Source organism: Agrobacterium sp. ICMP 6402, assembly GCF_009498615.1.
In the GTDB taxonomy this organism is placed as follows: domain Bacteria; phylum Pseudomonadota; class Alphaproteobacteria; order Rhizobiales; family Rhizobiaceae; genus Agrobacterium; species Agrobacterium burrii.
Genome location: NZ_QSNV01000005.1, coordinates 209,781 through 235,015 on the forward strand (window position 1 = coordinate 209,781; position 25,235 = coordinate 235,015).

A 25,235-nucleotide genomic window follows, 5' to 3' on the forward strand; every position below is an offset into this window, starting at 1 on the left:
GCGATCCGAAGACCGCCTTTCCCGTAAATCCATCTAAATGGAAATCTTATTCCGCTGCAGTTTCCGCAGCCTTTGCTGCTTCTTCCGCTGCCTTGGCTTCCGCTGCCTCGGCTGCTGCCTTTTCGGCGGCGAGAGCCTGTGCTGCTGCTACCTTTTCGGCTTCCAGACGTGCCTTTTCTTCGGCTGCTGCCTGGCGTTCGGATTCGTTCAGCTTGCGGGCGCGCGTACCGGTGTTTTCAACGATACGGGCAGCCTTGCCGCGACGATCGCGCAGGTAGTAAAGCTTCGCACGGCGAACCTTACCGCGGCGAACGATTTCAACGCCTTCGACCAGCGGGGAGTAGATCGGGAATACGCGCTCGACGCCTTCGCCGTAGGAGATTTTGCGAACGGTGAAGCTCTCGGAAAGGCCACCGCCGGAACGGGCAATGCAAACGCCTTCGTAAGCCTGAACACGGGTACGGGTACCTTCCGTCACGCGAACGTTGACGCGCAGGGTGTCGCCCGGAGAAAAGTCAGGCAGAGTACGCTTTGCTTCGATCTTGGCAGCCTGTTCGGCTTCCAGCTGCTGAATGATATTGGTCATATTAACCTCTGATTTCTTCTGAAACAGCCAGAGCGCTCAACGTTCATCCTTCGGTCAAAGCCTTGGGATCATGCCTTGCGGCAGGAGCGGGTTCACCATTCTTTGCTTGCGGTTAAAGGGGGAAACCCCAATTCCAAGCGCGCACATATACTAGCAGGCGCCATTTGTCATCCCTTTCATGACAAAATTTTATCAATTCTGCGTCGCGTTGCAGCAGTTGCGAAGCGGCGTCTTGCCGGATATGGCATGAGAACCTTGGGAGGGGCCATGTCCATCTTTATCATTATCATGCTGTTTGCCACCGGTTTTCTGTCTGGCGTCGTCAATGCGATTGCCGGTGGCGGCACCTTCCTGACCTTCGGGGCGATGACGCTTGCCGGCCTGCCGCCCATCGTCGCCAATGCCACATCGGCTATCGTGCAGTTTCCGGGCTATATTACCTCCGTTATCGCCTACGGACCGGAAATCCGCGCGCATTGGCGCGAGGCGATCCTGCTGTCAGCCGTGTCCGTCGTCGGCGGGCTGGCCGGGTCTCTACTGCTGCTGTCGCTCGACAACCCCTCTTTCCGCCAGCTGGTGCCATGGCTGCTTCTGGCCGCCACCGCCGTTTTTGCGGCCGGCCCGTGGCTCCGACCCAAGACGAGTGTGGAACGTTCACCCGGCAACCTGCCGAGCCTCGTCTTTCAGGGGCTCGCCTCCATCTATGGCGGCTTTTTCGGAGCAGGTATGGGCATCATGATGCTGGCCATCCTCGGCATAACTTCGGGCGGCAGCTATCATCATCTGAACGCGCTGAAAAACCTGCTGTCGGTGGTGATCGCCATCATTGCGATCACCATCTTCGTCAGCGGCGGGGTCGTGTCCTGGTGGGCTGCGCTCATCATGTTTCCGGCAGCCGCACTGGGCGGCTATGTCGGCGTTCACACCGCGAGGCGGGTGCCGCAATGGATCATCCGCTGGCTGGTGATTGCGGTCGGGCTGGTGCTGACAGCTTATTATTTCGTCTCGGCCTGAGCTTTTTTGAGAAGGTCGGGGCGTCTTCCGTGGGTCAACGCCAGCGCCTGTTCGCGCCGCCATTTTTCGATGGCGGCATGGTTGCCGGAGGTGAGAACGGCGGGAATTTCCCTGCCTTCCCAAACCTGCGGGCGGGTGTAATGCGGATGTTCCAGCAGCCCGCCCTCGAAGCTTTCATGCACGCCGGACAGATCGTTGCCCATGACACCAGGAAGTATGCGGACGATGGCGTCCAGAAGCGTCAACGCGGCCGGTTCGCCACCGGAGAGGATGTAATCGCCGATCGACACCTCCTCCAGCCCACGGGCCTCGATCACCCGCTGATCGACACCTTCGAAACGACCGCAGACGATGATCGCGCCTTCACCCGCCGCCAGTTCGCGCACGCGGTTCTGCGATAGCGGTTTGCCGCGCGGACTCATCAGCAGGCGCGGCCGCGTATCGCCATCCGAAACATGGTCGATGGCTGCGGCCAGAATGTCGGGTTTCAGCACCATGCCGGCGCCGCCGCCCGCGGGCGTGTCGTCGACGCTTCTGTGTCTGTCGGTGGCGAATTCGCGGATTTGTACGGCCTCGAGCGACCATTGCTCGCGCTCCAGCGCCTTGCCTGCCAGCGAATATCCCAAGTGCCCCGGAAACATTTCCGGGTAGAGCGTCAGAACGGTAGCCTTGAAAGTCATGGCTTTATTTCTTGCCGAAAGGCGGTACGCCGGTTTCGTCCTTGTCGTCGGGATTGTCGATCAGGCCGGCAGCCATCGGATCGATGAGAATACGCCCGGCCTCGAGATCGATCTCGAGCACGGCCGCCTCCGAAAACGGAATGAGGGCAGGGCGTCGGCCGGCGCCCTTCAACTCCAGCAGATCGCCCGCGCCGAAATCGTAAACGGCGCTGACCGCGCCATAACTTTTGCCTTCAGCATCGACGGCCTCCAGGCCTTCGAGATCGGCATAATAAAACTCATCGTCATCAAGCTCGTCATCCGGAAGATTGTCGCGTTCGATGAACAGTTCCAGCCCGTTCAGCGTTTCGGCCGCATTGCGGTCGTTGATGCCCCGGAAACGCACGACGACGACATTTTTGCCCTCGCGAACCTCCAGAATTTCAAAGACGCGGCCATCGGCTGTGACCAGATTGCCGTAATCGCCGAGCGCCATCGGGTCGTCCGTATAGGTGCTGACACGAACTTCGCCGCGCAGGCCCTGCGCGCCGCCGATTTTTGCCATGAGTATCGGGTTTTCCAGCTTTGCCATCGGGCCGTCCGTCTTCTGGTGTTGGTTGCGTCAGCTTTAAGGTTTGTTGACGCCAAAATAAACAAAAAACGGGCGGCATGGAAAACCACGCCACCCGTTCTTTAGAAAATCCAGCGCAGATTATTCTGCGGCAGTGGCTTCTGCTGCAGCAGCTGCTGCATCTTCAGCCTTCTGCTTCTTTTCAGCAACGCGCTCCAGGGCGCGCTTGCCCGGCTTTGCCTTTTCCGGGTTGTTGCGAGCTTCGCGCTCGGTGATGCCGGCTTCAGCGAGGAAGCGCAGAACGCGGTCGGTCGGCTGTGCGCCCTTGGCGATCCATTCCTTGATGAGGTCAGCCTTCAGCTCGATGCGCTGCGGGTTGTCCTTGGCGAGCATCGGGTTCCAGGAACCGACCTTTTCGAGGAAGCGGCCGTCGCGGGGCGAACGGGCGTCTGCAACAACGATCTGGTAATACGGGCGCTTCTTGGAACCACCGCGTGCGAGACGAATTTTAAGTGCCATGTGATATACTCCTTAGGATGGCTTGTCCGCCGTTCAGGCGGTCTTTTCGTTACCGCCATGTTCGGCGGCGATTGCTTCATGATGCCGGATGACTTCCTTGATGATGAAGTTCAAGAACTTCTCAGCGAAATCCGGGTCCAGATTGGCGTCCTTGGCCAGATGGCGAAGGCGTTCGATCTGGTATTCCTCGCGCGCCGGGTCTGCCGGCGGCAAATTGTATTTTGCCTTCAGCACGCCCACCGCCTTGGTACAGCGGAAACGTTCGGCAAGAATGTGAACCAGTGCGGCATCGATATTGTCGATCGACTGGCGATATTCGGAAAGCTGGGCTTTCACTTCTATGTTGCTCACTGGCGTCCCCTCACTTCTTCTTCGGGAAGCCGGGCAGGCCCGGCATACCGCCAAGACCCGGCAGCTTTGCGCCACCAAGACCAGGCAATCCACCCGGCATCCCACCAAGACCCGGCATTGCGCCCGGCTTGCCGAGACCGGCAGCTTCAGCCTGCTTCTGGAGTGCTTCGAGCTGCTTCGGATCGATGTTCGACAGATCAGGCATACCGCCGCCGAGGCCACCGAGACCCATCTTGCCGGCAAGGCCGCCCATCATCTGCTTCATGATGCCGCCTTTGCCCTTGCCGCCCATGGCTTTCATCATGTCAGCCATACCGCGGTGCATCTTCAGGAGCTTGTTGATTTCGGCGGCATCGGTGCCGGAACCGGCGGCGATGCGCTTCTTGCGGCTGTGCTTCAGAATATCCGGATTGGCGCGTTCCGCTCTGGTCATGGAGGAGATGATGGCTATCTGGCGGTCGAACATCTTGTCGTTCATGCCGGCCGAAGCCATCTTGTCCTTCATGCCGGCCATGCCGGGCATCAGCCCCATGATGCCGCCCATGCCGCCCATCTTCTTCATCTGGCCAAGCTGATCGGCGAGATCGTTGAGGTCGAACTTGCCCTTGGCCATCTTCTCGGCCATGGCGCGGGCTTTTTCCGCATCGATGTTTTCGGCGGCCTTTTCGACCAGCGAAACAATGTCGCCCATGCCGAGAATACGGTCGGCGATACGGCGCGGATGGAACTCGTCGAGTTCGTTCATGCGCTCGCCGATACCGATCAGCTTGATCGGCTTGCCGGTGACGGCGCGCATGGAGAGGGCCGCACCACCGCGACCATCGCCATCCATGCGGGTCAGCACGAGGCCGGTAATGCCGACGCGCTCATCGAAGTTGCGCGCCAGATTGACGGCGTCCTGACCGGTCAGCGAATCCGCGACCAGCAGGATTTCGTGCGGGTTGGACTTCTTCTTGATGTCGGCCATTTCCAGCATCAAGGGTTCATCGATATGGGTGCGGCCGGCGGTGTCGAGGATGACGACGTCATGGCCGCCGAGCTTTGCGGCCTGCACGGCGCGCGCGGCGATATCTGTCGGCGACTGGCCGGCGATGACCGGCAGCGTGTCGACACCGGTCTGGACGCCCAGCTGGCGAAGCTGTTCCTGTGCTGCCGGACGACGCGTGTCGAGAGATGCCATCAGCACCTTCTTCTTCTCGCGGTCGGTCAGGCGCTTGGCGATCTTGCCGGTCGTGGTTGTCTTGCCCGAACCCTGAAGGCCGACCATCATGATGACGACGGGGGCGGCCGCATGCAGGTCGATGGAGACGCCTTCGGTGCCGAGCATTTCGACAAGCTCGTCATGGACGATCTTGACGACCATCTGGCCGGGCTTGATGGATTTGAGAACGGCTGCACCAACAGCCTTTTCACGCACCCTGTCGGTGAAGGAGCGCACGACTTCCAGCGCCACGTCCGCTTCCAGAAGCGCACGGCGAACCTCGCGCAGGGCGGCGGCAACATCGGCTTCCGTCAGCGCGCCACGGCCGGTCAGTCCATTCAGAATGGAACCAAGGCGGTCCTGGAGGTTTTCAAACATCGTTTCTTCCTTCTTCGTTCCGGGGTTCCCGAAACGTCGGTGCTTTCGCTGGCAAAAACAAGACGCAAAGCCAAAAAGCACCCGAGGGCGCATCGCGCTGTCGGGTGTTGACCTCCGGGATCTCTTTATACCTGTGCGGGTCCCGGTCGGCGGCTTGGAGTCGTGAAACTGCCAGCTGATTGGCGGGGATAAACAGGAAAGTGGCGGGAAAGTCAAGGCGGCGGCAGTTTTCAGCTGCGCGGCCATGCATTTCATCTTTGCGTGATCGGCTGCAAGCCGCGATTGGTGCGGCTTGAACGGCACCATTCCGCTCCCTATACCTTTAGCATGAACCGTCGAAACTTCTTTCGTTTTTCAACCCTTGGATTGCTCGCTGTCGCGGGTGGGGCGCTGTTTGCCCGCCGTTCGAACGCCAGCGCCTATTATAGCGGCCCGATCTCCGATCATTTCGACGGGGTGCGCTTCTTTAATCCCGGCGGCTCGCCGCCCGGCAATTTCATGGGCCTGTTGAAATGGCGTTTCAACGGCGAGCGCGCCACATGGCCGGAAAACTATCCGAGCCCTTTTCCTTTCGCAAAGCCGGAAATGCGGATCGGCGGCAAGGACATCCGGGTCACCTTTGTCGGCCACGCCTCGTTCCTCATTCAGACGGCAGGGCTGAATATTCTTATCGATCCGGTCTGGTCGCAGCGCACCAGCCCGTTCAGCTTCGCCGGTCCAAAACGGGTCAATCCGCCCGGCATCCGTTTTGAGGATTTGCCTCCCATCGATCTGGTGCTGGTGACGCATAATCACTACGACCATCTGGACATGGAAACGCTGAAGCGGCTGCATGTGGCGCACAAGCCGCTTTTCATCACGCCGCTCGGCAATGACGCGATCATCCGCACCGGCGTGGAGGCAGCGCGCATCAAGGTGGGCGACTGGGGCGATGTGGTTGAGGTCGGTTCGTCGGTTAAAATTCATTTCGAACCGTGCCACCATTGGTCAGCCCGCGGGCTCAACGACCGCAGCATGGCATTGTGGGCCGCCTTCGTCATCGAGGGGCCGGGTGGGAAAATCTACCACATCGGCGATACCGGCTTTCACGAAGGCGTCAATTATCACGCTGCGCGCAAGAAACATGGCGAGTTTCGTCTTGCCAACCTGCCCTTCGGCGCTTACGAGCCGCGCTGGTTCATGAAAGGCCAGCACCAGAACCCGGCGGAAGCCGTTGAGGGCATGAAGCTTTGCGGTGCCGCGCATGTCTGCGGCCACCATTGGGGTACGGTGCAACTCACCGACGAGGCCGTCGATGCACCACTTGCGGCGCTGAAAACAGCGCTTGTGGGACAGGGTGTGGAAGAAAGCCGTTTTCGGCCCATGCGCCCTGGTGAGGTTTTCGACGTACCCTCCGCCTGAGCGCTGCCCGGTTTGCGCCGCAACAGTCTGGTAATTTGCCGGTCTTTCCGCCATATAGGGCGAAAGCGCGGGGTAAATCCCGTATGCAATCCGATTTCAGATAGTTTTCAGGTTCAAGGCGATGGCGGATACGGTTGAATTTGCGAAGATGAACGGGCTTGGCAACAAGATTCTCGTTGTCGACATGCGCGGCCGCAAGGATATGGTCACGCCTGCGGCGGCCATCGCCCTCAATGCCGATCCCGCGACCCAGTTCGACCAGATCATGGCCATCCACGATCCGCGTGTCAGTGGCACGGATGCCTTTATCGATATTCTCAATTGCGATGGCACGAAGGCGCAAGCCTGCGGCAATGGTACGCGCTGCGTGGTGCAGGCTCTGTCTTCCGAAACCGGCAAGACCAGCTTCACCTTCCAGACGGTGGCCGGCATTTTGAATGCCGTCGAGCATGAAGACGGCATGATATCAGTCGATATGGGCCTGCCGCGTTTCCGCTGGAGCGATATTCCGCTTTCGGAAGAATTCCACGATACCAGCCGCATCGAATTGCAGATCGGGCCGATCGATGCGCCGGTCCTGCATTCGCCCGCCGTCATGTCGATGGGCAACCCGCATGCGATTTTCTGGGTGGATCGCGATCCGATGGATTTCGATCTTGAGCGGTTCGGGCCGCTGCTCGAAAACCATCCGATGTTTCCGGAAAAGGCCAATATTACGCTCGCACAGGTGATTTCCGACAGCGCGCTTCGCACCCGCACCTGGGAGCGCGGCGCGGGGCTGACGCTCGCCTGTGGTTCCGCCGCCTGCGCCGCCGCCGTTTCCGCCGCCCGCACCGGCCGCACGGCTAAGAGGGTCACCATTGATGTGGCTTCCAGCCCCATTCGGGTGCCGCTGACAATCGAGTGGCGCGAGGACAACCACGTCATCATGACAGGCCCGGCCGAATGGGAATGGTCCGGCATCGTCGATCCCGTCACGGGTGTCTGGTCACGGGATGCGGCGGCCGAGCAGGGGGCCGTATGAGCGGCGTCGAGGTCATAACCTTCGGCTGTCGTCTGAACACCTATGAATCGGAAGTGATGCGGGCGGAGGCCGAAAAGGCCGGGCTGAACAATGCCGTACTGGTCAATACCTGCGCCGTGACGGGCGAGGCGGTGCGCCAGGCGCGCCAGGCCATCCGCCGGGCGCGGCGCGACAATCCGCATGCGCGCATCATCGTCACCGGTTGCGCTGCCCAGACGGAAAAACAGACTTTTGCCGAAATGCCCGAGGTGGATGCGGTGCTGGGCAATGAGGAAAAGCTGAAAAGCGCCTCCTACCGCGCGCTGCCGGATTTTGGCGTCTCGGCGGAAGAGAAGCTGCGCGTCAACGACATCATGAGCATCAAGGCGACCGCGCCGCAGATGGTCAAGCATATTGACGGGCATGTGCGCGCTTTCATTCAGGTACAGAACGGCTGCGATCATCGCTGCACCTTCTGCATCATTCCCTATGGGCGCGGCAATTCCCGCTCCGTGCCAATGGGTGCGGTGGTGGATCAGGCGCGCAGACTGACGGAGAGCGGTTATTGCGAGATCGTGCTGACCGGAGTGGATGCGACCAGCTATGGGGCTGATCTGCCGGGTGAGCCTTCCCTCGGTTACCTCGCCAAGACTTTGCTGAAGCAGGTGCCGGACATTCTGCGCCTACGCCTTTCCTCCATCGACAGTATCGAGGCGGACCACCATCTGATGGATCTGATTGGTGGTGAGCCGCGTTTCATGCCGCATCTGCACCTGTCCCTCCAGCATGGCGATGACATGATTCTGAAACGCATGAAACGCCGCCATTCACGGGCCGATGCCATCCGCTTCTGTCGTGATGTGCGGTCGCTGAGGCCCGACATCGCCTTCGGCGCTGATATGATCGCCGGGTTCCCGACCGAGACGGAAGAGATGTTCGAAAATGCCGCCACGCTGGCGGAAGAATGCGGCATTTCCAGCCTGCACGTGTTTCCCTACAGCCCGCGTGCCGGTACGCCGGCGGCCCGCATGCCACAGCTGGACCGCGCGCTGGTGAAGGACCGGGCGGGGAGGCTTCGCGAACGCGGCGAAGCGCTTAAGGTGGTGCAGTTGCAGGATATGGTCGGTTCGGTGCAAACGATCCTGGTGGAAAACACCGGTTTTGCCCATACCGATAATTTCACGCTGGTGGCGGCGCCTGATCTTGCCCCGCGCACTCTTGCGCAGGTTGCGATTACCGGCCACAACGGCAAACATCTGAACATGCAGCTTCTGGCGGCGAACGCTGCCTGAAGCGGCTCAAGAGAAAAGACACGGGAACGACCATGGCCCTCGGCTTCATCAAAAAAGTCTTTTCGTTCGGCAAGGACAAAGCCGAAACGAATGAGCGGCCGCAAGAGGATGCTGTGTCTGAACACGGCAACGAAAATGCCTCTTTCGAAGCGGCGCTGAGCGAGGCCGAAGCGCATAACCCGGTCGATGAGGATCCCGTTTCCGAGCTGGAGATGGAGACGGCCGGCGGTCCCGCTCCGGACGAGACAGCGGATGCCACACCTTCGGAAGAAGAAGACGAAGAAGAAGCTCCGCTTCTGCCCGGTGCCGAGCTTTCCGGCGATATGGGGTTGGTGCCGTTGTCGCTGCTGCAGGCGGAAGCCGCTGCCGAAGAGCAGGCCGAACCTTCGCCGGAGGTTGTTGATGCCGTGCTCGACGCGGATGCGATGGATGCGCTGCTCGATGAGGCGGAGTCCGTAGATGCCGTCGACCTCCCTGTCGTGCCGCAAGCTTTGCCGAAGGGCTTTTCATCGGCAAGCGAGCGTGAAGAGCCTGTTGTCGCTGCGCCTGAGCCGAAGCTCAGCTGGTTTCAGCGCCTGCGGGCCGGGCTTGCGCGCACGTCGTCGCAGCTGACCACACAGATTTCGGCGCTGTTCACCAAGCGCAAGCTGGACGAGGACACGCTTGACGAGCTGGAAGACCTTCTCATCCAGTCGGATCTGGGCGTCGAGACCGCCATGCGTATCACCGGCGCTTTGTCTTCAGAGCGGTACGGCAAGGATGTGAGTGGTGAGGATGTGGCGCGCATTATGGCGGGCGAGATCACCAAGGTCCTGAAACCTGTGGCGAAGCCGCTGGAACTCGATCTTTCGCACAAGCCGCATGTCATTCTTGTCGTGGGTGTGAACGGTACCGGCAAGACGACGACCATCGGCAAGTTGGCTGCCAAGCTTTCCGGCTCAGGCCTCAAGGTGATGCTTGCAGCCGGTGATACTTTCCGCGCGGCGGCCATCGAGCAGCTGAAGATCTGGGCCGACCGCACCGGTTCGCAATTCATCGGCACCAAGCTCGGCGCGGATGCCTCCGGTCTGGCTTACGATGCCTATGAGCAGGCGCGGGCGGAAAAAAGCGATGTGCTCATCATCGATACGGCCGGCCGTCTGCAGAACAAGACGGAACTGATGGCGGAACTGGAAAAGATCGTGCGGGTGCTCGGCAAGCTCGATCCGGATGCGCCGCACACCGTGCTGCAGACACTGGATGCAACGACCGGCCAGAACGCCCTGAACCAGGTGGAGATATTCCGCAACGTTGCGGGTGTTTCGGGCCTGATTATGACAAAATTGGATGGCACGGCGCGGGGCGGTATCCTCGTCGCCATCGCTGCCAAACACAAGCTGCCGGTCTATTTCATCGGCGTGGGTGAAGGTGTTGATGATCTGGAGCCCTTCGAGGCGGAAGATTTCGCCAAGGCCATTGCGGGAGTTTGAGTATGGATATTGAAAGCAATTCCAAGGAAAGCGAAAAAATGGTGGCGGAAATCAGCCCGCTGCTGAAATTCGTGCTCGAGCTTGGCCCGCTCATGGTGTTCTTCTTCGCCAATTCCCGCGGCGAATGGCTGGCATCCACTTTTCCGGTCTTGACGGAGTTCGGCGGGCCGATCTTCATCGCCACCGGCCTGTTCATGATCGCGACCGCCGCCGCCCTGACCGTGTCGTGGATTTTGACGCGCAAACTTCCGATCATGCCGCTGATATCAGGCATCGTGGTTTTTGTGTTCGGCGCGCTGACGCTGTGGCTGCAGAACGATACATTCATCAAGATGAAGCCGACCATCGTCAACACGCTGTTCGGCGTCATCCTGCTGGGCGGCCTGTTCTTCGGCCAGTCTTTGCTGGGTTACGTGTTCAATTCCGCCTTCAAGCTGACGGATGAAGGCTGGCGTAAGCTGACGTTGCGCTGGGGTTTGTTTTTCCTGTTTCTCGCGGTGCTGAACGAGGTTGTCTGGCGTGGTTTCACGACGGATCAATGGGTGGCCTTCAAGGTGTGGGGCACCATGCCGATCACCATCATTTTCACCATGGCGCAAATGCCGCTTGTGATGCGCCATTCTGTAGAACCGCTCGGCAAGGACGAAAAATGACAGTTGCGGAGATGTCGGCTTCCCGTTCGCGTTCGCTCAAATGGTTCGGCGTGGCTGCCGGGCTGCTTCTCCTGCAGATCGTCATTCTCTACGCCATGGGCCGGCTTCCCATCTGCGAATGCGGTTATGTGAAGCTGTTCGAGCCGGGCGTGAACACGCCGGGCAATTCCCAGCATCTGGCTGATTGGTATACGCCGTCGCATATTATTCACGGCTTTCTATTCTACTGGTTCGCCTGGCTGCTGTTCCGCGACAAACCTTTTTCCATGCGGCTTTCTTTCGCGGTTCTGATCGAGGCGGCGTGGGAGCTTCTCGAAAACTCGCCTATCATTATCGATCGCTATCGCACGGCGACCATGGCGCTGGGTTACACCGGCGACAGCATCCTGAACTCGGCCATGGACACGGTTTTCATGGCGCTGGGTTTCCTTTTTGCCGCCCGCGTGCCGGTGTGGCTGACGGTGATAATCGCCATCTTCTTCGAAATTTTCACGGGCTGGCTGATCCGCGATAATCTGACGCTGAATGTGGTCATGCTGGTCTGGCCGCTCGATGCGATCAAGGAATGGCAAAACGCGCTCCCGCAAATGTGAACGAGCCGGCGGACGATATAAGCCAGTTTCTTAATGGCATTGCGGTAATGTTCGGTGCTTAAAGGCTTGTCTCTCGTTCCGGCAGAACACATTGCAAGATAATTTCGCCTATCTTCTCCCCTTCATCATGCTGACATTTGGCGTCGTGTTCCTGTTCCTGCAAAGGATAGGTCACGTTTCGGCGCGGTATTGGGGTATCGGCTATCTTGCGGCGGCTTTTGGTTTTGCCGCCCCTCTGGTGCTCGGTGGCCTGCCCTTCGAAGTGCAGGCGATTGTCTCGAACCTGCTGTTCTTCTCCGCATTTTTTCTCTACGGCCATGCGCTGCTTACCCATTTCGGGCGGCCGCGCCATACGATGGCGCGCCTGTCGCTCGTGCTTGCCGCTGTTTTGCTGGTTTCATTTCACGTTTTCATCACGCCCGATCTGAAGCGCGAACTCGTTATCGGCGATCTTGTTTGCGCCCTGCTGCTCGCTTTTCCGGTCTGGCTTGTGCGAAAGCGGCCTGTCGCCCTTGCCGATCGGCTGATGGTGGCGATCGCTTCGCTTGTGGTGCTGGAAACGCTGATGCGTATCGGCATGCTGCTGGTAATGACGCCGAACGGCTCGATGATCGAGCTCAGCGAATTTTTCGAGTCGGATTATGCCTTCTATATGCAGCTTGCCGCGAGCATATTCGGCTTCCTGCTGGCGCTTTCCGTGCTCGCGAGCCAGATTTCCGTCACCGTCGACCGGCACCTGCATGCCGCGGAACAGGATCCGTTGACGGATGTGCTGAACCGCCGCGGGTTCGACCGTCGCGTTCCCGATTTCCGCAACGACACGCCTGATGGTGCGGTCATTACCTGCGATATAGACCATTTCAAGCGCATCAATGATGTTTACGGCCATGCTGCCGGAGATATCGTGCTTATCGGTCTTTCCGATCTTCTCAGGCGAAATGCGCCCGAAGACGCGCTGGTGGCGCGTTTCGGTGGTGAGGAATTCGTGGTCTTCCTGCCCGGCCACACGGCTGCTGCTGCCGGTCAGCTTGCCAATGGCATGCGTTCAAACCTCCTGTCGCTCGATTGGCGTAACCGGGGTGTGACCACCCAAATTACGGCAAGCTTTGGCGTTTCGGCTGTCGCGAGGGGAGACCATTCCATCCATGATGCCATCAAGCGGGCCGATGACAGCCTTTATGCTGCAAAGCGCGGCGGTCGCGATCAGGTCGTGCTGGAAGGTATACGTATGCCGGCCGAAGGCCCGTCGCTCCGGGTTATTTCGAAGAATTGAACCTTCCCGCCCGGGAGCTATTTTCCGGCTGCGGCCGTGATGGCCGGCAGCAGGTCGCGCTCGACGCTGCGAGCATCGAAGGGGCCAACCTTTTTATAAAGGATCGTGCCGTCTGCGCCGACAAGGTAACTTTCGGGAATGCCGTAAACGCCCCAGTCGATCGCGGCTTTGCCGTTCGGATCGACGCCTATTGCGGCAAAGGGGTTGCCAAGTTCGCCAAGGAAGCGGAGTGCATTGTCCTGCTTATCCTTGTAATTAATGCCGACGACGGTGATGCGGCTGTCTTTCGCCAGTTCCTGCAATAGCGGATGCTCCTGCCGGCAGGGAATGCACCAGGAGGCAAAGACGTTGACCAGTGTCAGTTTGCCTTTGATGGCGGCATCGGTGAGCGCCGGCAGGTTCGAGCCTTCCAGCGGCGGCAGCGACAGGGAAGGCGCCTTGGTGCCGATGAGTGCGGAGGGAATGGCGCTGATATCCAGCCCGTTGACATCCTGATCATAGAGCATCTTGCCGGCGATGAAGGCAAAACCGCCGAAGAGCAGCAGTGGCAGCAGCGCCAGCCCGTAACGTGCGCGGCCGGTGGTTTTGGTTTTGGTGTCCTGATCCTGGCTGGCCTGCGTCATTGCGCGTCACCTGTGGAACCGGCTCTTGCCCTGCGGCGCACACCGGATGCCTCCAGCTGCTTCAGTTCCCGTTTGCGTGCCTGACCGTCCACAACGACCCAGGCGATGAGACAGAGAACGACAAGGCCGGTGGCCGCGTAAGACATGCCGATATAAAAGGCGTGCGTCATGCCTCAGCCCTCCCGGTTGGCCATGCGGGCGGCAAGCCGCCGCTGCGCGGCCACGCGCCGGCGCCAGATTTCGTTGCGCATGGCGGCAATGTGCAAGGTGAAGAACAGCAGTGTGAAGCCGATCGCCATGGTCAGAAGCGGCCAGAGAAATTCCGCATCGATGGCGGAACCACCCATGCGGATGACGCTGGCCGGCTGGTGCAGCGTGTTCCACCATTCTACCGAAAATTTGATGATCGGAATATTTACGAAACCAACGAGGATCAGCACGGCGCTGACACGGGCGGCTCTGGAGGGGTCATCCATGGCACGGTTGAGCGCGATAAGGCCGAGATACATCAGGAAAAGCACGAATACGGAAGTCAGTCGCGCATCCCACACCCACCAGGTTCCCCACATGGGTTTGCCCCAGAGCGAGCCGGTAATGAGGGCGATGAGCGTGAAGGCGGCACCGATGGGGGCGGCGGCCTTGTGGCTGACATCTGCGATTGGGTGACGCCAGACCAGCGTGCCGATCGCCGAGACCGCCATGACAGTATAGCACATCATCGAAAGCCAGGCGGAGGGCACATGCACATACATGATGCGCACGGTGTAGCCCTGCTGGTAATCGCCGTCGGTGGTGAAGGAGAGATAAAGACCAGCTGCCAGCACCAGCGCGGTAAGTGTAGCGAGCCAGGGCAGAATGCGTGCTGCCAGCGCCAGAAACCGCGTGGGATTGGCGAGATCACTGAATTTGGTGATGGTGAAGGTCTGCTCGTTCATGCCGCTTGTGTAACCCGAGAATGGCCGCCCCGCAATTGATCCCTGTCAACAGGGGATCGTCAATCGCGGCTTCATCAATCCATAACATTGCGCAGGGCCAAAGCGGCAAAGAAAGGGCCGGTCACGGCTGAAAATAACGTGATCGCGCAGAGAATGAGGAATGGCGGCATAAAGGGCGCTGGATCCTGCACCGCTGCATAAGAAGCGCTGACGCCAAAAATCAGCACCGGAATGGCGAGCGGTAGCACGAGGATGGAGACCAGAAGCCCGCCTCGCGGCAGGGCGACCGCGACGGCTGCTCCTACCGCGCCGATGAAGGTGATGGCCGGTGAGCCGACGAAAAGCGTGAGCATCACAGCGCCGATCGCCACTTCGTCCATATTCATGAACAGGCCGAGCAGCGGCGAGGCGAGCACCAGCGGCAGGCCCGTTCCGACCCAATGCGCCAGGCATTTGACGAGCACGGTGAGCACCAGCGGGTTTTCCTGCATGAGAATGAGGTCCAGCGACCCGTCATCCCGCTCTGCCTGAAACAGCCGGTCGAGGCCGAGAAGGGCGGACAGAAGTGCGCCGATCCAGACGATGGCGGGGCCGATGCGGGCGAGCAGGTTGAGATCGGGGCCGACACCGAAGGGGATGACGGCAACGACCGTCATGAAGAAGAGTACGCCGATCAGGGCACCGCCGCCGGCGCGGATGGAGAGTTTGATGTCGCGGAGGAGGAGGGCGGTCATTGGAAAGGCCTCTGCGGGTGTGGTTTACCCCCCTCTGCCCTGCCGGGCATCTCCCCCTCAAGGGGGGAGATCAGCAGGATGCCCTTCCACCACTCCATTCTCGAGCGTTGAGGTTGTCGAGGCCTAGCCGCGAGTCGATCTCCCTCCTTGTGGGGGAGATGCCCGGCAGGGGAGAGGGGGGTGAAACCACAAGCTCCGCCGATCATGCCCAAGCCTCCACACCCGCAAAACCCGTCATCTGCAATTCCCGGGCATTCGCCAGCCCAAGCGGCTGATGAGTTGCTGCAATGACGATACCGCCCTTCGATAAATGGCCTTTGACGAGATCGGTAAACATGCCATCCGCAGCTTTATCAAGCGCTGCCGTCGGCTCATCGAGAATCCATACCGGCCGCCAGGCGATCAGAAGTTTCGCCATGGCAAAACGCCGTTGCTGGCCAGCGGAGAGATAACCGAAGGGCAGATGAGTAATGCCTGCGAGACCGACGATCTCAGCCGCCTCATCGATTGTGATGCCAGTACCACCGGAAAAATCACCGAGGAAATTTTTCCAGAAACCCAGATTTTCCGAAACGGTCAGTTCCATTTTCATCGCGTTGCGATGGCCGAGATAATGACAGGCTTCTGATGGACGCATGTCCTTTTCTATCTCTTCGCCGGCTATCTTTATCCACCCCTGTTCGGGGCGTAGCAGGCCGGCCAAGGTGCGCAGGAGAGTGGATTTTCCCGAGCCGTTTCGGCCGGTCAGCACCAGTGCCTCGCCGTCGCTTAACTTGAAGGAAATATTCATGAATATGAAATCTTCGCCGCGTCGCACGCCAAGATTTTCCGCCGTCAAATCCATGCTGCGGTTCCGTTTCAGATTTCGTCGTCTCGATAAAAAAATCGATTAGCTTCGTTGAATGGTCTGGCACGTTTCTCCGAAATTATCTATATGAGTGTCAACCACGCCAGCGGCCGGCGTGAACATCATCTTGCGCCGGACCTGAATGTTACGAGGAGTAACTTTCACGTGCGGACAGCGGAAATGGTCGTACCCGCATCCTGATGTGCTTGCGAGCACAGGGGTCCGCACGCGCGTGTTGGCTAATCAGATTATGCGGGGTTTTAAACCGTGGCCAAATCTCTCGACAGTTTCCAATGTCGTTCCGTCCTTACCGTGGATGGTAAGGACTATGTTTATTTCAGCCTTCCCAAGGCTGAGGCAAACGGTCTCAAAGGCGTTTCCAAGCTGCCTTATTCCATGAAGGTTCTTCTGGAGAACCTGCTTCGTTTCGAGGACGGCCAGTCCGTCACAAAGGAGCACATTCTGGCCGTCGCCGAATGGCTTGATAATAAGGGCCTCACCGAAACGGAAATCGCCTATCGTCCAGCCCGCGTTCTCATGCAGGACTTTACAGGCGTTCCCGCCGTGGTCGATCTTGCCGCCATGCGTGACGCCATGGTGTCGCTCGGTGGCGATCCGGAAAAGATCAATCCGCTCGTTCCCGTCGATCTCGTCATCGACCACTCGGTCATCGTCGATGAATTCGGCACGCCGACCGCGTTTGCCCGCAACGTCGAGTTGGAATATGAGCGCAATGGCGAGCGTTACCGCTTCCTGAAGTGGGGCCAGCAGGCGTTCAAGAATTTCCGTGTGGTTCCGCCTGGCACCGGCATCTGTCACCAGGTCAACCTCGAATATCTCGGCCAGACCGTCTGGACGAAGGAAGAGGATGGCGAGACGGTTGCGTACCCGGATACCTGCGTCGGCACCGATTCGCACACGACGATGATCAATGGTCTTGGCGTTCTCGGCTGGGGCGTTGGTGGTATCGAGGCTGAAGCGGCGATGCTCGGCCAGCCGGTTTCCATGCTTTTGCCTGAGGTCATCGGCTTCAAACTGACCGGCAAGGTGAAGGAAGGCGTGACCGCGACCGACCTCGTTTTGACCGTCGTGCAGATGCTGCGCAAGAAGGGTGTCGTCTCCAAATTTGTCGAATTCTTCGGCCCGGGCCTTGATTCGATGACGCTTGCCGACCGCGCGACCATCGGCAATATGGGTCCGGAATATGGTGCGACCTGTGGTTTCTTCCCGGTTGACGGCGAGACCATCAATTACCTGACCATGTCCGGCCGCGCCAAGGACCGCATCGCGCTCGTTGAAGCCTATTCGAAGGCGCAGGACATGTGGCGCACCGGCGACGGTTCCGACCTCGTCTTCACCGACACGCTGGAACTCGACCTCGGCGACGTGGTGCCGTCCATGGCTGGTCCAAAGCGTCCGGAAGGCCGCCTGCCGCTCGAAACCATTGCGCCGAATTTCGCAACGGCTCTCGAAAACGACTACAAGAAGCCCGGCCAGCTCACCAACCGCTATGCGGTTGACGGCGAAGACTTCGATCTCGGCCACGGTGATGTGGCGATTGCGGCCATCACCTCCTGCACCAACACCTCCAACCCTTCGGTTCTCATCGCCGCCGGGCTTCTCGCCCGTAATGCGGTTGCCAGGGGGCTGAAGTCCCAGCCGTGGGTGAAAACCTCGCTGGCGCCGGGAAGCCAAGTGGTTGCCGAATATCTCGACAAGTCGGGCCTGCAGAAGGATCTGGACGCGATCGGCTTCAATCTCGTCGGCTTTGGTTGCACGACCTGCATCGGCAATTCCGGCCCGCTGCCGGCGCCGATCTCCAAGACGATCAACGACAAGGGTCTCATCACCGCCGGTGTTCTCTCGGGCAACCGTAACTTCGAAGGCCGTATTTCGCCAGACGTTCAGGCGAACTACCTCGCTTCACCGCCGCTCGTCGTGGCCTACGCCCTTGCCGGCACGGTCCAGAAAGACCTGACGAAGGAGCCGATCGGCGACGACCAGAACGGCAACCCGGTCTATCTCAAGGATATCTGGCCGACCTCTAAGGAAATCCAGGAATTCATCCTGAAATACGTCACCCGCGAACTCTACGAATCGAAATATGCCGATGTGTTCAAGGGCGATGAAAACTGGCAGGCCGTTCAGGTTCCGCCGGGCCAGACCTATGCCTGGGACGACAAGTCGACCTATGTGCAGAACCCGCCTTATTTCGTCGGCATGGGCAAGAAGGGCACTGGTCTCAAGAACATCAAGGGCGCGCGCGTCCTCGGCCTGTTCGGCGACAAGATCACCACCGACCATATTTCCCCGGCCGGTTCGATCAAGGCTGCCTCGCCAGCCGGCGCCTATCTGACGGAAAACGGCGTTGCTGTTATCGACTTCAACCAGTATGGCACGCGGCGCGGCAATCATGAGGTGATGATGCGTGGCACCTTCGCCAATATCCGCATTCGCAACCACATGCTCGGCCCGAACGGCAAGGAAGGGGGCTACACCATCCATTATCCGTCCAAGGAAGAGATGTCGATCTATGACGCCGCCATGAAATACAAGGCGGAGGGCGTTCCGCTCGTCATCTTCGCCGGTGTCGAATATGGCAACGGTTCTTCCCGCGACTGGGCGGCAAAGGGCACCAACCTGCTTGGCGTGAAGGCGGTCATCGCGCAGTCCTTCGAGCGTATCCACCGTTCGAACCTCGTCGGCATGGGCGTCGTGCCTTTCGTCTTCGAGGAGGGCACGACCTGGGCGAGCCTCGACCTCAAGGGTGACGAAGTCGTCGAGATCGACGGCCTCGAGGGCGACATCAAGCCACGCGAAAAGAAAGTCGCCAAGATCACTTACAGCGACGGTTCGGTGAAGGAAGTTCCGCTTCTTTGCCGCATCGATACGCTGGACGAAGTGATTTACATGAACAATGGCGGCATTCTGCAGACCGTTCTTCGTGATCTGGCTGGCTGATAAAGCTTAAACCAACAAAAGACGCCGGGAAAAATCCCGGCGTCTCTTTCGTTTCTTGATCTCTTTTTTTGTGATTGCCGCTCACCCCTTCGTGACTTTCTATTGAGGGGCATTAGACGTTATTTTCCGGTTTGCATCCCGGCAGGATTGATCGCATCAATTCGTCTGGATATCTTGCCGGACAAAGGTTTTTGTAATGCCACTGAAATTTCCCCTGTCGATATGTCTTCTCGGCACGTTCCTTGTCACCTCCGCGCAGGCGCAGGAGGCAGTGAAGGGCGTTGTCGAATTGTTCACATCGCAGGGATGCTCATCCTGCCCGCCGGCGGACGAAGCGCTGCGCAAGATGATCCAGAAGGGTGATGTCGTCGGTCTTTCCTACCACGTCGACTACTGGAATTATCTCGGCTGGACGGATTCGCTGGCGTCCAAGGAAAATACCGAACGGCAATATGGATATATGCGGGCGCTCGGCCGCAACGGGGTCTATACGCCCCAAGCCATTCTCAACGGCCGTGACCACGTGAAGGGCGCGGATGTTCGCGGCATCTATGACAGGCTCGATGCTTTCAAGCGCGAAGGCCAGGGGCTGAGCGTGCCGGTCTCGTCAAAATTCGCTGGCGATGAGGTGGAGATCGATATTGGCGCCGGTAATGGCAAGGCCGATGTCGTCGTTGCCTATTTCACCCGCGAACAGACGGTGGATGTGCAGAAGGGCGAGAACCAGGGGAAAAAAATGTCCTACTGGCACAGCGTCTATGATGTGCAGACGGTCGGCATGTGGGATGGTTCGCCGATGACGGTGAAGCTTCCGGCAAGCGTCGTGGCAAAAGTGAAAAAGGGCGGCTGCGCCGTACTGTTACAGACGGCCAATGCCAGCGGTGATCCGGCGGCAATCGTCGGCGCAAGTATCTTGCTTGGAAATGAAACCCCCTGATCGCCTGTCAGGCGATTGAAGATCCGGTCCGGGCATTGGGGGCTGGGGGTAAAGGGTCAATGCACCGGACCGGGTCATCTTGGTGCCTAGGCATCAATTGACAATAGGACTATTCCATCCAATTCGGGCCATGGTTTGACCGAAATACGGCAGGCCATGCCAAAATGGCTGCCTAAATGGTTACCATTTTTTACCCCTGCTTTTGTTGCGGGCGGCGTCTTTGGGGTTGTTTGGCGGCAGTTTTTGATGTCACCTTCTCCCGGTTTTATAGCCGTCTGAAAGCCGTTCTGGCCCCTGCCGCGATTTCTGCGCCGGTGCGCAAGCGTCTCGCAAGGCTTGCAATTTTGTTTTCTCAGGCTCACATTGGTGGGAAGACTTGGGTGGAATCGGAGGTATTGGATGACCGATCAACCGGATGTGCAGCAGGTGCAGACCGCTTCACGCGATAATTCCACCGTTGTCGATCTCCGCGAATACAGAAAAGACAAAGACCCTTTGCCGGTCACCTTTCACCGGCGCGAGCTGGATGCGATCCTGCGCATCTATGGCCGCATGGTGGGAGAGGGAGAGTGGCGCGATTACGCCATTGACCACCTGAAGGAAAAGGCGGTGTTTTCCGTCTTCAAACGCTCAGGTGAAATGCCACTTTACCGGATTGAAAAGAACCCCAGGCTGGCGGCGAAGCAGGGCGCTTATTGTGTGGTGAATTCGGATGGCCGCATTCTCAAGCGTGGGCACGAGCTGCCGCAGGTTCTCAAGGTTTTCGACAAGGTTCTGAAGCTTATCGAGTGAGTTTCGGACGGACGGCTACCTGTTGTCACTCGATGCGGATAAGCGGGTCGACAGGCTGGCAGATTTCGAATCTTCATAAATAAAAAGGCGGCCGATGGGCCGCCTTTCATTTGTTTGCCGTTCGGGTTCTTACCCTTACTTGTCACGGTTACCCATGAACTGCAGGAGGAACATGAACAGGTTGATGAAGTCGAGATACAGCGTCAGCGCACCCATGATCGCCTTGCGGCCGGCCACGGCAACCTCGTCGCCATCGAAATACATTTCCTTGATCTTCTGCGTATCGTAGGCGGTGAGGCCCGCGAAGATCAGCACGCCGATTGCGGAGATCGCAAACTGCAGAGCGGAAGAAGCGAGGAAGATATTGACGATGGACGCGATGATGAGGCCGAACAGACCCATGATCAGGAACGAACCGAGACCGGAAAGGTTCTTCTTCGTCGTGTAACCGTAAAGCGAGAGCGCGCCGAACGAAGCAGCGGTCACGAAGAATGTCTGCACAACGCTCTGGCCGGTATAGACCAGGAAGATCGAGGACAGAGACACACCCATCAACGCCGCATAGACCCAGAAGGTCATCTGGGCGGCGGAAACGCTCATGTTCTGGATGCGGAAGCTAAGGAAGAACACCAGTCCCAGCGGTGCGAGCATGACAACCCAGCGCAGCGGCGACGCATAGAGCAACTGGGCGAAAGCCGGATTGGTCGTCGCGAGCGTATAGGTGGCGAACGCTGCAACGCCGGTGATGACCAGAGCCAGCGCCATCAGGTTGTAAACCTTCAGCATATAGGCGCGAAGACCTTCATCGATCATCGCACCAGTCTGTGCACGGGTCTGCGCCATGCGGTTCTGGTAGTTATTGAAGTCAGCCATTGTTTCCTCTTTTGAGCTCCGTAATTGCTACGGTGTCGGGATACCTCCCGGGCGCCGCTGCGGAGCTTCAGCAAGCCTGTCCAAGAATATGATGGCAGAACGTGTCTGATACAAGGCCTTTTGCAGTCGAAAAGACACCATATGCGCGAAAAGCGCTCACGTTTTGGCGATCATTACAAAGAATTAATCGCTAAAGTTAAGCGGGGCACAACCGATGATCATTCCCCTGCCTGCCTGAGAACCGGCGCCGCTTTCTGGCCGAGAATCCGCCAGGTGCCGATAAGGCCGATGCCGACCGTCATGACGAGGGCGACAACGAGGGTTCCGATCGCCACATCCGGCAGGAAACTGGAGGGCAGCTTCATGATGCGGGCGATCACGAACCATGCGGAGACGCCGCCGGCGAAAAGCGCGAAGACGGCGGTGGCGAGACCGAGCATCATGTATTCGTAGGAGAAAGCGCGGATGAGCAGATTTCGCGTGCCGCCGAGTGTTTTCAGGATCACCGCATCATGGGTGCGGGCCCGGTTTCCGGCGGCGAGAGCACCGGCGAGAACGAGCACGGATGCTATCAATGCAACGGCTGCGGCGGCGCGAATGGCGGTGGCGAGCTGGCCAACCAGTCGGTTGACGACATCGAGAGCGTCCTTCACGCGCACGCTGGTGATCGTCGGGTAGGTGTTGGTAACGGAGCGCAATATCCGGCCTTCGTCGCTTGCGGAAGCGGAAGGATCGGCAAGTGTCGCCAACCAGGCATGCGGTGCGCCGCGGAACGTGTTCGGCGAAAAGACCATGACGAAATTGATCGACAGGGATTCCCATTCGACATTGCGCATACTGGCGATCTTTGCCGTGATGCTGCGGCCAAGGACATTGACGGTCACTGTGTCGCCGATCTTGAGGCCGAGTTCCTGTGCCTCTTTTGCCGCGAAGGAGACCAGCGGTTCGCCGCTATAGTCCGGCCCCCACCACGCTCCTTCCGTCAGTTTCGTGTTTTCCGGCATGTTTTCGGAATAGGTGATGCCGCGGTCGCCACGTAGTAACCAGCGGCCGGATGGCGGCACCTCCATCTTCGTCACATCTTCGCCGTTGAGCGCCAGAATGCGGCCGCGCAACATTGGCACTTCGGTCAGCGTGCCTTGTGGTGCTTCCCGTTTCAGCAAATCACGGAAGCCCTGCACCTCGCTGCCCTGAATATCCACAAAGAAGAAATTCGGCGCGCGTTCCGGCAGGCTGTCGGTCAGCTCGCGGCGCAGATTGCCGTCGATCAGTGTCAGGGTCACGAGCAGGGTCAGGCCGAGGCCAAGTGAAAGGACGACCGAGGGCGTGAGCGCTCCAGGCCGGTGAATATTGCCGATCGCCAGCCGAAGGGCGGCGGAATGAACGCGCGGGCTGCGTTTGGCGATGGCCTTGACCCCGGAAGCCACCAGCCGCAGCACCACAAAGGCAAAAGCGATGGCGGCGAGGAAAACCGAGGCAATGAAACGGTCTTCCGCCGAGAAGATGGCAAGGGCGGCCAGCGCTGCCAGCAACAGGCCCGTTGCGGCCAGATAGGGCCAGGACGGCCAGCTGCCTTCCTCGAAACCCTGTTCGCGGAAAAGTGCCGTTGCCGGAACCTCACGTGCCTGACCGAGCGGCACGATGGCGAAAGCGAACGTCGTCAAGAGGCCGAACAAGGCGGCGAGGCCGAGCGCACCGGGATAGAAGGCAAGTTCTTCCGGCACGGGCAGCACACCTTCCAGAAACCGCATGGCAATCAGCGGTGCAATGGCGCCAACAACGAGGCCGATGACGATACCGACGGCGGCAATGAAGGCGATCTGGAAGAGATAGGTCATGGTGACCACGGAGGCCGGCGCGCCGAGGCATTTCAGCGAGGCGATCGTGGTGCGCTTGGAATCGAGAAAGGCGCGAACGGCGTTGGCGACGCCAACCCCGCCGACGATGAGGGCGGTAAGGCCCACCAATGTGAGGAATTGCGAGAAGCGGTTGACGTTTTCGGTGAGCGACGGTGCTGCCCGGTCACTGGTGCGGATGGACCAGCCGGCATCGGGAAGAGCCTTGTTGGCGGCATCGGTCATCGTTGCCCGCGCTGCGGGATCGTTCAGTTTGATCTTATAGGCGTGTTCAACGAGGCTGCCGGTCTGAACGAGGCCGGAGGCGAAGAGCGCGTCGCGGCTGACCATCAGCCTTGGGGCAAAACCGAAACCGTCGGATAGTGCATCCGGCTCATCGACGACGGTGCCGGTCAGTTTCAGCTTCACATTGCCGAGCAGTATTTCGTCGCCAACCTTGATGCCCAGCCGTTCCAGCAATAGCGGCGCAGCAATGGCGCCATAGCTGTCGCCGTTGCCGGCCAGAAGTTCACTCAGCGGCCGGTTGGGATCGGCCGCGAAGGTGCCATAAAGCGGATAGGCGCCGTCAATGGCTTTCACTTCCGTCAGGGTCTGTTCGGAGCCATCGGCAAGGCGGGCCATGGAGCGAAGCCCGGTGGAAACCGCGACGGCGCCGAGGCCATCGAGATAGCTACGCTCTGTTTCCGTCGCTTCCCTGTTGCGCAGTTCGAAACGCACGTCGCCGGCCAGAATCGACTGGCCTTCGGTGGCAATGGCGCTGGTGACTGCGCGCGACACGGAATTGACGGCGGCGATGGCCCCGGTTCCAAGCGCGATACAGGCGAGGAAAATGTAAAAGCCGCTCAACCCGCCGCGAATTTCGCGCCGTGCGAGTCTCATGGCATTTCTGATATTCGCGACAGATGGAAGAAGGGATCCGATCATGCCGATACCGCCCGCGCCATCTGGGGGCGGGCGCTGTCGCCCTCAATCTCGCCGGAGCGCACCTTGATCTGCCGCGAGCAGCGGGCGGCGAGCGACGGATCATGGGTAACGAGGACCATTGTCATGCCGCGTTCGGCCTGTTTGGCAAAAAGAAGATCGGCGATCTGCTTGCCGGTATCGGTATCGAGATTGCCCGTGGGTTCATCGGCGATCAGCACGGCGGGGGAGGGGGCAAGCGCGCGGGCGATGGCCACACGCTGTTGCTCGCCGCCGGAGAGCTGGCCGGGATAATGGCTGAGGCGTTCTCCAAGGCCAACGGCGACGAGTTCGCGCCTGGCGATCTCGAAGGGGGTGGGGGTATTGGCCAGTTCCAGCGGAACGGCGACGTTTTCGAGCGCCGTCATATTGGCGATGAGGTGGAAGGACTGGAAAACGATGCCGATATTCTTGCCGCGAAAATCCGCCAGCGCATCTTCACCAAGCTTGTGCAACTCCGTATCCGCGATGACGATCTCGCCGCTATCCAGCCTCTCGAGGCCGGCCAGCACCATCAGAAGGGTCGATTTCCCCGAGCCGGAAGGGCCGACGATGCCAACCGCCTCGCTTTCGTCGATGACAAGATCGATGTTCTTGAGAACGTGAACGGAGGCGGCGGCGTTGCCGAGCGTGAGGTCGGCTTTCTTCAGCTCTATGATGCTTTTCGTCACAATTCTCGTTCCTATATAGAAAGATGAAAACGGGCTGGCGGCGTCGATGCGGTCGGTATTTCAGGCAACGAGAACCAAGTTAG

25 protein-coding genes are annotated in these 25,235 nt (G+C 59.4%); 11 read left to right on the forward strand and 14 right to left on the reverse strand.

The window, feature by feature from the left end; genetic code table 11:
* Positions 1-46: 46 nt before the first annotated feature.
* Positions 47-586: a 50S ribosomal protein L19 gene (gene rplS, locus DXT96_RS15905; RefSeq protein ID WP_153515492.1), complete on the reverse strand. Its 540-nt coding sequence runs from the start codon at positions 584-586 to the stop codon at positions 47-49.
* Positions 587-853: 267 nt separating this feature from the next.
* Between rplS and DXT96_RS15910 the strand changes: the two genes are divergently transcribed.
* Positions 854-1,600 (forward strand): sulfite exporter TauE/SafE family protein, encoded by a 747-nt coding sequence (locus DXT96_RS15910; RefSeq protein ID WP_149900462.1) that lies wholly within the window; start codon positions 854-856, stop codon positions 1,598-1,600.
* Here DXT96_RS15910 and trmD read toward each other — a convergent pair.
* The 5 genes from trmD to ffh form a co-directional block, all read right to left on the reverse strand.
* A complete protein-coding gene (gene trmD / locus DXT96_RS15915; RefSeq protein ID WP_153515493.1) occupies positions 1,582-2,280 on the reverse strand; it encodes a tRNA (guanosine(37)-N1)-methyltransferase TrmD in 699 nt (232 codons plus the stop codon). The two genes, DXT96_RS15910 and trmD, sit on opposite strands and share 19 nt — an antisense overlap.
* 4 nt (positions 2,281-2,284) lie before the next feature.
* Positions 2,285-2,851, reverse strand: coding sequence for a ribosome maturation factor RimM (gene rimM, locus DXT96_RS15920; protein ID WP_153515494.1), 567 nt, complete (start codon positions 2,849-2,851; stop codon positions 2,285-2,287).
* Positions 2,852-2,971: 120 nt separating this feature from the next.
* Positions 2,972-3,349, reverse strand: coding sequence for a 30S ribosomal protein S16 (gene rpsP / locus DXT96_RS15925; protein WP_149900465.1), 378 nt, complete (start codon positions 3,347-3,349; stop codon positions 2,972-2,974).
* Between the two features lie 33 nt (positions 3,350-3,382).
* Complete coding sequence (locus tag DXT96_RS15930; RefSeq protein ID WP_149900466.1) at positions 3,383-3,700, reverse strand: chorismate mutase; 318 nt, start codon at positions 3,698-3,700, stop codon at positions 3,383-3,385.
* 10 nt (positions 3,701-3,710) lie between these two features.
* On the reverse strand, positions 3,711-5,279 hold the full coding sequence (gene ffh, locus DXT96_RS15935; RefSeq protein WP_153515496.1) for a signal recognition particle protein: 1,569 nt from the start codon (positions 5,277-5,279) through the stop codon (positions 3,711-3,713).
* Between the two features lie 327 nt (positions 5,280-5,606).
* Here ffh and DXT96_RS15940 point away from each other — a divergent pair, with 327 nt between their 5' ends.
* From DXT96_RS15940 to DXT96_RS15970, 7 genes are all read left to right on the forward strand, one after another.
* Positions 5,607-6,680, forward strand: a complete 1,074-nt coding sequence (locus DXT96_RS15940; protein ID WP_153515497.1) for an MBL fold metallo-hydrolase — start codon at positions 5,607-5,609, stop codon at positions 6,678-6,680.
* A gap of 121 nt (positions 6,681-6,801) precedes the next feature.
* The gene (gene dapF / locus DXT96_RS15945; protein WP_153515498.1) at positions 6,802-7,704 is read left to right on the forward strand and encodes a diaminopimelate epimerase; all 903 of its coding nucleotides are present in this window, start codon (positions 6,802-6,804) and stop codon (positions 7,702-7,704) included.
* Complete coding sequence (gene mtaB / locus DXT96_RS15950; protein WP_153515499.1) at positions 7,701-8,975, forward strand: tRNA (N(6)-L-threonylcarbamoyladenosine(37)-C(2))-methylthiotransferase MtaB; 1,275 nt, start codon at positions 7,701-7,703, stop codon at positions 8,973-8,975. Before dapF ends, mtaB begins: the two co-directional genes overlap by 4 nt.
* Positions 8,976-9,007: 32 nt before the next feature.
* Complete coding sequence (gene ftsY / locus DXT96_RS15955; protein ID WP_153515500.1) at positions 9,008-10,444, forward strand: signal recognition particle-docking protein FtsY; 1,437 nt, start codon at positions 9,008-9,010, stop codon at positions 10,442-10,444.
* Between the two features lie 2 nt (positions 10,445-10,446).
* Positions 10,447-11,097 carry a septation protein A gene (locus DXT96_RS15960; RefSeq protein WP_153515501.1) on the forward strand — a complete coding sequence of 217 codons (651 nt, stop codon included), beginning with the start codon at positions 10,447-10,449 and terminating at the stop codon, positions 11,095-11,097.
* Positions 11,094-11,690: a DUF2585 domain-containing protein gene (locus DXT96_RS15965; protein ID WP_153515502.1), complete on the forward strand. Its 597-nt coding sequence runs from the start codon at positions 11,094-11,096 to the stop codon at positions 11,688-11,690. Before DXT96_RS15960 ends, DXT96_RS15965 begins: the two co-directional genes overlap by 4 nt.
* Before the next feature lie 91 nt (positions 11,691-11,781).
* Complete coding sequence (locus DXT96_RS15970; RefSeq protein WP_194287651.1) at positions 11,782-12,963, forward strand: diguanylate cyclase; 1,182 nt, start codon at positions 11,782-11,784, stop codon at positions 12,961-12,963.
* Between the two features lie 17 nt (positions 12,964-12,980).
* Here DXT96_RS15970 and DXT96_RS15975 read toward each other — a convergent pair whose 3' ends face one another.
* From DXT96_RS15975 to ccmA, 5 genes are all read right to left on the reverse strand, one after another.
* Positions 12,981-13,586 carry a DsbE family thiol:disulfide interchange protein gene (locus tag DXT96_RS15975; RefSeq protein ID WP_149900474.1) on the reverse strand — a complete coding sequence of 202 codons (606 nt, stop codon included), beginning with the start codon at positions 13,584-13,586 and terminating at the stop codon, positions 12,981-12,983.
* Positions 13,583-13,756 (reverse strand): heme exporter protein CcmD, encoded by a 174-nt coding sequence (gene ccmD / locus DXT96_RS15980; protein ID WP_153515503.1) that lies wholly within the window; start codon positions 13,754-13,756, stop codon positions 13,583-13,585. The genes DXT96_RS15975 and ccmD overlap by 4 nt, the downstream gene beginning before the upstream one ends.
* Before the next feature lie 3 nt (positions 13,757-13,759).
* Positions 13,760-14,521 carry a heme ABC transporter permease gene (locus DXT96_RS15985; RefSeq protein WP_153515504.1) on the reverse strand — a complete coding sequence of 254 codons (762 nt, stop codon included), beginning with the start codon at positions 14,519-14,521 and terminating at the stop codon, positions 13,760-13,762.
* A gap of 74 nt (positions 14,522-14,595) precedes the next feature.
* Positions 14,596-15,255, reverse strand: a complete 660-nt coding sequence (gene ccmB, locus DXT96_RS15990) for a heme exporter protein CcmB (protein WP_149900477.1) — start codon at positions 15,253-15,255, stop codon at positions 14,596-14,598.
* A gap of 202 nt (positions 15,256-15,457) precedes the next feature.
* The gene (gene ccmA / locus DXT96_RS15995) at positions 15,458-16,099 is read right to left on the reverse strand and encodes a heme ABC exporter ATP-binding protein CcmA (RefSeq protein ID WP_149900479.1); all 642 of its coding nucleotides are present in this window, start codon (positions 16,097-16,099) and stop codon (positions 15,458-15,460) included.
* Positions 16,100-16,369: 270 nt separating this feature from the next.
* Here ccmA and acnA point away from each other — a divergent pair, with 270 nt between their 5' ends.
* From acnA to DXT96_RS16010, 3 genes are all read left to right on the forward strand, one after another.
* A complete protein-coding gene (acnA, locus tag DXT96_RS16000; RefSeq protein WP_371418889.1) occupies positions 16,370-19,063 on the forward strand; it encodes an aconitate hydratase AcnA in 2,694 nt (897 codons plus the stop codon).
* A 196-nt stretch (positions 19,064-19,259) separates the two neighbouring features.
* Entirely contained in the window at positions 19,260-20,000 is a 741-nt protein-coding gene (locus DXT96_RS16005) for a thioredoxin family protein (RefSeq protein WP_153515505.1), read from the forward strand.
* A 399-nt stretch (positions 20,001-20,399) separates the two neighbouring features.
* Entirely contained in the window at positions 20,400-20,792 is a 393-nt protein-coding gene (locus DXT96_RS16010) for a DUF2794 domain-containing protein (protein ID WP_149900482.1), read from the forward strand.
* Positions 20,793-20,927: 135 nt separating this feature from the next.
* Here the strand turns inward: DXT96_RS16010 and DXT96_RS16015 are convergent, their stop codons facing one another.
* The 3 genes from DXT96_RS16015 to DXT96_RS16025 all read right to left on the reverse strand — a co-directional run bounded on the left by DXT96_RS16015 (position 20,928) and on the right by DXT96_RS16025 (position 25,152).
* Positions 20,928-21,665: a Bax inhibitor-1/YccA family protein gene (locus DXT96_RS16015; RefSeq protein ID WP_149900483.1), complete on the reverse strand. Its 738-nt coding sequence runs from the start codon at positions 21,663-21,665 to the stop codon at positions 20,928-20,930.
* A 218-nt stretch (positions 21,666-21,883) separates the two neighbouring features.
* Entirely contained in the window at positions 21,884-24,445 is a 2,562-nt protein-coding gene (locus DXT96_RS16020) for an ABC transporter permease (protein ID WP_153515506.1), read from the reverse strand.
* Positions 24,442-25,152, reverse strand: a complete 711-nt coding sequence (locus DXT96_RS16025; protein WP_174374273.1) for an ABC transporter ATP-binding protein — start codon at positions 25,150-25,152, stop codon at positions 24,442-24,444. The genes DXT96_RS16020 and DXT96_RS16025 overlap by 4 nt, the downstream gene beginning before the upstream one ends.
* Positions 25,153-25,235 lie beyond the last annotated feature (83 nt).